The sequence below is a fragment of the Moraxella sp. genome (assembly GCF_030525845.1).
In the GTDB taxonomy this organism is placed as follows: Bacteria; Pseudomonadota; Gammaproteobacteria; order Pseudomonadales; family Moraxellaceae; genus Moraxella.
In genome coordinates this window covers 1-7,072 of the sequence record NZ_JAUNDY010000003.1, presented here as the reverse complement: position 1 = coordinate 7,072, position 7,072 = coordinate 1, and the positions used below count along the sequence as shown (strand labels likewise).

9 protein-coding genes and 4 tRNA genes are annotated in these 7,072 nt (G+C 42.1%); 4 read left to right on the top strand and 9 right to left on the bottom strand.

Annotated features, from left to right (window positions below; genetic code table 11):
• Positions 1-386: 386 nt before the first annotated feature.
• Positions 387-1,154 (top strand): DUF1887 family CARF protein, encoded by a 768-nt coding sequence (locus tag Q4B79_RS01795; RefSeq protein WP_303084714.1) that lies wholly within the window; start codon positions 387-389, stop codon positions 1,152-1,154.
• Between the two features lie 85 nt (positions 1,155-1,239).
• On the opposite strand, the gene Q4B79_RS01790 is transcribed toward Q4B79_RS01795, so the two are convergent.
• Positions 1,240-1,869 (bottom strand): DUF2062 domain-containing protein, encoded by a 630-nt coding sequence (locus Q4B79_RS01790; protein ID WP_303084713.1) that lies wholly within the window; start codon positions 1,867-1,869, stop codon positions 1,240-1,242.
• A 143-nt stretch (positions 1,870-2,012) separates the two neighbouring features.
• Between Q4B79_RS01790 and Q4B79_RS01785 the strand changes: the two genes are divergently transcribed.
• Entirely contained in the window at positions 2,013-2,237 is a 225-nt protein-coding gene (locus tag Q4B79_RS01785; protein WP_303084712.1) for a hypothetical protein, read from the top strand.
• 59 nt (positions 2,238-2,296) lie between these two features.
• Here Q4B79_RS01785 and Q4B79_RS01780 read toward each other — a convergent pair.
• From Q4B79_RS01780 to pyrC, 4 genes are all read right to left on the bottom strand, one after another.
• Positions 2,297-2,372: transfer RNA gene (locus Q4B79_RS01780), tRNA-Glu, on the bottom strand.
• 176 nt (positions 2,373-2,548) lie between these two features.
• Positions 2,549-3,037 carry a YajQ family cyclic di-GMP-binding protein gene (locus Q4B79_RS01775; protein WP_303084711.1) on the bottom strand — a complete coding sequence of 163 codons (489 nt, stop codon included), beginning with the start codon at positions 3,035-3,037 and terminating at the stop codon, positions 2,549-2,551.
• Between the two features lie 19 nt (positions 3,038-3,056).
• A complete protein-coding gene (rnt, locus tag Q4B79_RS01770; protein WP_303084710.1) occupies positions 3,057-3,710 on the bottom strand; it encodes a ribonuclease T in 654 nt (217 codons plus the stop codon).
• Complete coding sequence (gene pyrC / locus Q4B79_RS01765) at positions 3,707-4,762, bottom strand: dihydroorotase (RefSeq protein WP_303084709.1); 1,056 nt, start codon at positions 4,760-4,762, stop codon at positions 3,707-3,709. The genes rnt and pyrC overlap by 4 nt, the downstream gene beginning before the upstream one ends.
• Before the next feature lie 137 nt (positions 4,763-4,899).
• On the opposite strand from pyrC, the gene Q4B79_RS01760 reads away from it, so the two are divergent.
• Positions 4,900-5,259 carry an Imm8 family immunity protein gene (locus Q4B79_RS01760; protein ID WP_303084708.1) on the top strand — a complete coding sequence of 120 codons (360 nt, stop codon included), beginning with the start codon at positions 4,900-4,902 and terminating at the stop codon, positions 5,257-5,259.
• Positions 5,260-5,396: 137 nt separating this feature from the next.
• Here Q4B79_RS01760 and Q4B79_RS01755 read toward each other — a convergent pair whose 3' ends face one another.
• Positions 5,397-5,846, bottom strand: coding sequence for a universal stress protein (locus tag Q4B79_RS01755; protein WP_303084707.1), 450 nt, complete (start codon positions 5,844-5,846; stop codon positions 5,397-5,399).
• A 134-nt stretch (positions 5,847-5,980) separates the two neighbouring features.
• Between Q4B79_RS01755 and Q4B79_RS01750 the strand changes: the two genes are divergently transcribed.
• On the top strand, positions 5,981-6,535 hold the full coding sequence (locus Q4B79_RS01750) for a hypothetical protein (protein WP_303084706.1): 555 nt from the start codon (positions 5,981-5,983) through the stop codon (positions 6,533-6,535).
• 233 nt (positions 6,536-6,768) lie between these two features.
• Here Q4B79_RS01750 and Q4B79_RS01745 read toward each other — a convergent pair.
• The 3 genes from Q4B79_RS01745 to Q4B79_RS01735 all read right to left on the bottom strand — a co-directional run bounded on the left by Q4B79_RS01745 (position 6,769) and on the right by Q4B79_RS01735 (position 7,070).
• Positions 6,769-6,844: transfer RNA gene (locus Q4B79_RS01745), tRNA-His, on the bottom strand.
• A gap of 26 nt (positions 6,845-6,870) precedes the next feature.
• Positions 6,871-6,947: transfer RNA gene (locus Q4B79_RS01740), tRNA-Arg, on the bottom strand.
• 46 nt (positions 6,948-6,993) lie between these two features.
• Positions 6,994-7,070: transfer RNA gene (locus Q4B79_RS01735), tRNA-Pro, on the bottom strand.
• Positions 7,071-7,072: the final 2 nt, after the last annotated feature.

The window sequence follows — 7,072 nt, the reverse complement described above, 5'->3', positions numbered from 1 at the left end:
GAGCCCGGGGAGCGCGCTACACGCCTTTGCAATATGGGGCTGTTGTGCGACAATAGACAAATCTTGTGAATTTATAGTTAGGTAAAATCGGAGTAAATTATGTTATTATCGTTTTGCAAAAAATGTTGGCATGTCAGTACATCAGATGGTACACCTGTGCAGACTTGCGAAAATTGTGAGGGGGGGGGGGGCTTGTAGCCACTTATTCGGCACTGAATTTTTCTAGGCACATCGTTGAACTTCTTAAAAAATCCCAACTTGAAAATAAAACACTAAAAGCCAAAAATAACGAGCTGACCGTAAAATTAAACGAGTCAAGCCATACATCAAACAGCCCAAATACATCAACTAATTCAAATAAAACCCCAGCCACCCAAAATAGAGAGTTGGGCGATATTGACCTAATGCAAACGGATTATTTGGCGAGTAAAAAACAGCATGCACCACTGGCTCATTATTTAAAATCCAAAAACATCAAAGTTACCTTTGATTACCAAGCGGTAAATACTAATGGTTATTATGATGAAGCAGCGGGCATGATTGGCGATAATTATCCGCTATTGGAAAGACTGCTTCGTCAGATTGCTTTTGCTTATCAAAAAAACCACACAGGCACCAATTTGGATTTATCAAAGTATAATCAAAACCAAACTGCTGTCATCAATAAAATATGCCGTGATTTTTATAATCACACGTTGTTTGCTAAGTATAGTTATAATAAACAATCCCAAAAGATGAGCATCGCATTACAGCACGCCACGCCCATTCGCCAGTTTTTTATGGGTGGCTGGCTAGAATGGTGCGTGCTATCTGCCATATTAACCCAAATTAACTCATTGGATATTAAGCCAAAATTTTCTTGTGCCAAAGGCGTAAAAATACAGCTTGCCAATGGCGATAAACATGAGCTGGATATTGTCTTTTTAAATCATAAAAATGAGCTTTTTGTGATTGAGTGCAAAACGGGCGAATATCGTGCTGATTTAAATAAATATTTGGATTTGTGTAAAAAAATGGGTATTTCTCCCAATCAGTTTAATTTATTGGTGACCGATTTAAATAAAGAGCAAGCATTGGCAATGAGTGCCATGTATGGCATGAATTTTATTAGTTTGTCAGGGTTAAAAGGTTTTGTAAAATATATGTTAAATTAGGGTTTGATGAACTTTTTGGCTATATTTAAAAAGCTGTGCTAGTTTTGACAAATATAAAAACCGTATTATGATAATACGGTTTTTATTAAATGGAGAAATCATCATTGTATTGGGATTGTTCTCGTTGTTTATGACCTTTTTGGGTGCGAAATTTGGGGGCGGTGGCATTATAGCCTTTGCGTTTTTGCCAATCATGAGCAATGCGATACTGCCAAAAAATGCGAAAGGCGATGCCTAATATGGTACTAGATAAGATGCCACACACCAAAAGTCCGCAAACAAATGCTTTTAGTGAAAAAATACGGTGCATTAAAAAAGGGTTGTCGCCATTGCCTACCAGCCACAACGTCAAATCTGACAAAATAATTCCCATGCCACGAATCCCAATGACAGGCTCGCCGATGATAATAGCGCCAACGCAGTAAGCCACCCAAAACACAGGAATGGTGGTCAAAGGGTTGGTAATCCAAGTCAGTGCGATGCTCATCGGTACATTGGCACGAAACAGTAAAGCGCCAATCAAGGCAAGAGGCATTTGACCAGGCAGAGGGAAAAACGCACACAGCACGCCAACGTACACCGCACGAGTCAGTGAGCCACGATTCATGTGCCATAAACGTGGGTCGACCAAAAACGGTGCGAACAAGCTGATAATCCGATTTTCTCGGAGCTTCTCAGGGGTAGGCAACCAGCTTTTGAGCGTTTGTTTTGGCATGATGATAATCAAAAATACAATCAAGGGGGGAATTATAACAAATTACAGGCGTGGGTGTTGTAGTAATTTTGCAAATTTTTCAAACGAAGCAGATTGTGATATGATGTTTTTAATTGTAATGATAAAATTAGCAAAAGCATTAAATGATGACAAAGTGGTTGTTGTGTATTAATAATGATGGCTATCCTGCCAGTCTACATCGGCTAAAATCATATTGTGGGCTTGATGATGACATGGCGGATAAACTCGGCATGGTTCGTGTGATAGATGAGAGTGGGGAGGACTATCTGTACGATGCCTGTCGGTTTTTGTTGGCTGCTAGGGAGATTAACGATACCGCTAAATATAATCTGGTGAGTGATATCTAAAAATGGCGAGAATACCAAGTAAAAAAACCATGCTCCTAAGAACATGGCTTTTCAAATATTGGCACTCCATAGGGGATTCGAACCCCTGTTACCGCCGTGAAAGGGCGGTGTCCTAGGCCTCTAGACGAATGGAGCACAAGGATTGTAAAATCAACTTAATCAAGCTGTTTTACCAACTTTTGAACGCTTTCACCGTATCTCCCAAAAGTGGCGTCATTATAGCAAATTATTTTAAACCGTCAAGCACTGATTTTAAGAATTTTTAAAATAATTGGCAAATGATTGATTTTAAAAATGATTTTTTAAACAAATCAATCTTTAAAGTTGTTGAATTGCAGTGGCACACCAAAGGATTTTTCTTTTAAAAATGCCATGCACGCTTGTAGGTTGTCTTTTTTCTTGTCAGACACACGGATTTTATCGCCTTGAATGCTTGCTGATACTTTCAAGTCACTCTCTTTGATGGCTTTGCTGATTTTTTTGGCGGTGTCCGAGTCCAGTCCGTCTTTTAGATTGATGACTTGTTTGGTGTGTTTGCCTGATTGGGCTTTATCCTGTGGGTCTAGGCTTTGCAAATCCACGCCACGTTTGATGAGTTGTTTTTCAAAGATGGCGTACACATTGTCCGCTTGAAGTTCGTTGTCGCAGGTGATGGTAACGGTTTTATTTTTTTCGTTGAGCTCGACCGTGATGTCACTACCTTTAAAATCAAAGCGAGTGGCGATTTCTTTGTCGGTGTTGCCGATGGCGTTGCGGACTTCTTGGATATTTAATTCTGAAACAATGTCAAATGATGGCATGATGTTCTCCTATTTGGGGTTATGTGTTATTGTCGGTTTGCTCGTCTTTGATGTCGAGCATTGGTAATTCATTGAAAATCTTACAAAACAGCTCTGCTGTTTTTTGGGTATCATAAAGGGCGGAATGGGCGTGGTTGTTGTCAAATTCAATCCCCGCCATCAAGCACGTCTTGGCAAGCACCGTATGTCCATAGGCGAGTGCCGATAGGCTTGCGGTGTCCAGCACGCTAAATGCGTGAAAGGGCGATTGGTTTTTGCTGTTGGTGCGAGCGATGACCGCATTTAAAAATGCCAAATCAAAATGGGCGTTATGCCCCACCAAAATACATTGGCGACAGCCGTGAGCGTTTTTGACTTCTTTTAATGCCTTAAAAATTTGGCGAATGGCTTGCTTTTCGTCTTGGGCGATGGCTTTGCGAAAGGGGCTGTCGGGGTTAATGCCTGTAAATTCTAGGGCGGATTTTTCCAAATTTGCCCCAGCAAATGGCTCAATATGGGCGTTTAGAGCCTCGCCCTGATAGAGCTTGCCTTCGTCATTCATCAAAATGGGAATGCAGGCGATTTCAAGCAGGGCGTCCGTTTGGGCGTTAAAGCCTGCCGTTTCCACATCAACGACCACCGGCATAAAGCCCCGAAAGCGTTTGGCAAGTGGGGATTTTTCTTTATCGCTCATTGTACTGACCACGCTAAGGATTGCCCCGCCAAAAGTGGGGTTAGGCTTTTGCCATCAAGGTAGGGGTAATTGTCGGGAATGACTTGTTCTTGTTTGACAAGGGTAATGGTGCTGGTATTGACGGGTAAGCCATAGAAATTTGCCCCAAAACGACTTGCAAAATTTTCTAATTTATCCAACGCTCCCACGCTCTCAAAGGCGGTGGCATATAGGGGTAGGGCATGGGGGGCAGAATAGCACCCCGCACAACCACAGGCGGACTCTTTGGTGTGGGTGGCGTGGGGGGCAGAATCCGTGCCTAAGAAAAATTTGGGATTGCCAGAAGTTGCCACTTCCAAAAGGCGTTTTTGGTGGTCAGCTCGCTTTAAAATCGGCAAACAATAATAATGGGGTTTGACACCGCCCACCAGTAGATGATTGCGGTTAAAGAGCAGGTGCTGTGGCGTAATGGTTGCCCCGATGTGGTCGCCTTGTGCCAAACAAAAATCCGCCGCATCCGCTGTGGTGATGTGTTCCATTACAATGCGAAGTTCGGGGAAATTTTTAATGATGACGGATAAAATCTCGTCCAAAAAGCGTTTTTCACGGTCAAAAATATCCACATCGGCGTGCGTAACTTCGCCATGCACGAGTAAGGGAATGCCGTGCTTTTGCATGGCGTCAAAGACGCTGGCACGTCCCAAAATGTCAGTAACACCGTCCGCTGAATTGGTTGTTGCTCCTGCTGGATAGAGCTTGACGGCTTGGACAACGCCTGAGACTTTGGCGTTTTCAATCTCATCGGGGGTGGTGTGGTCGGTCAGATATAGCACCATGCGTGGGTCAAAACTCGCCTTTCTGCTTTGGTCAATGTCTGCTTGTGCCAATGCCACCAAAATCCGCTCACGGTAGGCAACCGCATCTTTGGTTGTTTTGACGGGTGGGACTAGGTTTGGCATACAAATGACACGGTTAAAACTGGCACAAGCGTGCGGTACGGTCGTGGCAAGGGCGTTATTGTCTCTTAGATGAATGTGCCAATCGTCTGGCTGGATAATGGTTAAAGTTTGCATGGCGGTAGGCTTAGATATGAATTTGGCTTGCTATTATCGTGGAAAACGGCAAATTTGGCAAGGGGCAATTTGCAAGTTTAGACAAATTTATTTATAATAAAAACATCAAATAATAATAGCCAGTGATGTTATAAAAAATGAAAGCCCAATTAAAAGAAATTTTAGAAACACAAAATTTTAATGATTTAAAATATTATGAGCCTGATAATCCCAATTATTTTTCGGTGGGTATTAGTATGCTAATTGGGGAGTGGGGTCAAGAGCATGGCGAAATTTTTTATGCACAAATTTGCTCTTTTGATTGGTTTTGTGTTTTAAAGGGAAAACAAAAAACCTTTCATACACGAGACATGATTGTGATGGAGCGTTATGATTATCAAAGTATTAAGAATCATCTAACTCGTATTATTGCCATGTATGATGAGGCAGATTGGCAGAGTTTGGCAACCCAATTAAACAAACATTTTGTTTGGGAGTTTGATGATTATCAAGAATAGCACATGACTTTTCATTGAATGCTTAGTTTATTATTAATATAAATTGGTTGGTTAAAAATCATTTATTTTAAAAACACGATTTTTTATTATTTTTAAAATAAAAAAACTGGACAATTTCTTATCCAGTTTTTTATTTATTAATTACCCGCTAACTGCACCACCAGTAAGTCAGCCTCCACATCAGGCAAAATACTGTCTGCGGTCGCGCCAGCGAGCCATGCGGAGAGCCCTGTACGTTTATGGCGACCGATAACCACCAAATCCACCGCATGTGTTTGACAATAATCCACAATACCTTTACGTCCTGAAATGGCGGTTTTAATCTTAGCATCGTGGGCTTGTAGGTTGTTACGTGCCAGTACTTCGGCAAGGCGAGTGCGTGCCACATCACAGCGTTCGTCATCGATTTCTTTATGTAATGCCGAAGCAGGAATTAACTCATAGCCAAAACCCAACATGGTCTCTTCAACGACATGTAGCACAGACAAATGAGCAGACGGCGATGAATCCAAAATCCACTTAGCTTTACTGGCGACAATGTCAGTGTCATCATTGAGGTCGGTAACAAGCAGGACGTGCTGATACATAAAAACTCCTTGAATGTGAAATCTGGTTTTAGTATAACAAAATCCCACATGAATGCAAGGGTGTTTTCATTTAAAAATTTTGATAAATGAGAGTGAAGCTGTTAGAATATTCAGAAAAAAATGTTTGATGTATTATGAAATATTCTAAAACTATTGATGTAATTTTTGTCCACCCTAAACACCGAAATTATGTGATTTGGCACGATGATTGTTTTTATCAGTTGGTACGTATGGAGCTTACCCAAGCGTCATGGGATAGGCGTGTGGTGTACACAGGGTTGCTTGATGAAATTTTTGTGGCAAAAGAATCATGTGAGGGGGCTGGTAGTACTGGGGTGTCGGAGCTGGCGATTGCGACCTTGCCTGTTGAGTTGCATGGTGTTACCGCTTCTAAATTTTTGGCGTGGTGGGTGGTCAATCGTTACCAATTTTGGAAAAATTACACTACTTACCCAACAGAGATTCGGGCGATGCCCCATCAAGCACCCACGACCACGCAAACCACAAAAACACCAACGGCTTCTGAACCAGTATCGCCAGTTGCCACCCAAAAACACGAGATAAATCCACCCATGCCACCCAAAAACACTTCCGCACCTCATCATCCGCCTATTGAAGAGCTGTCAGGCGAGGATATTTTTGATGCGTTGTTTGATGATTTGATAGAAGAAATCAATCATGTCAAGTAAGAAATGCAGTCTTGCTTTTGATCAGAAGCATCAATCTTTGATTTTATGTTGTTTTTAAGGGCAAAATTGTATTTTATCTTTGTTAAGTTTTATTCTTATAAAGTTGAGGTTGGGTGTCGACGTCTCTTTTGTGTGCGAATGACTTTTGTGGTTGTGTGTAGTTATGGTAAAAGTCATCAACGTGGATTTTAAAAAGTAAAAAGCCCAAATCCGAAGATTGGGGCTTTTAAATATGGGGTGAGTAATGGGACTTGAACCCACGACAACCGGAATCACAATCCGGGGCTCTACCAACTGAGCTATACCCACCATAATGATTGTATAAAACAGGCAAATGGCGCGCCTGGCAGGATTCGAACCTGCGACCACCCGCTTAGAAGGCGGATGCTCTATCCAGCTGAGCTACAAGCGCTGAACGTCTTGCTTCACTAACAAAAAAAGCCTTAGTAGGCTTTAAATGGTCGGGGCGGAGGGATTTGAACCCCCGACCCTCTGCTCCCAAAGCAGATGCGCTACCAAGCTGCGCTACGCCCCGAT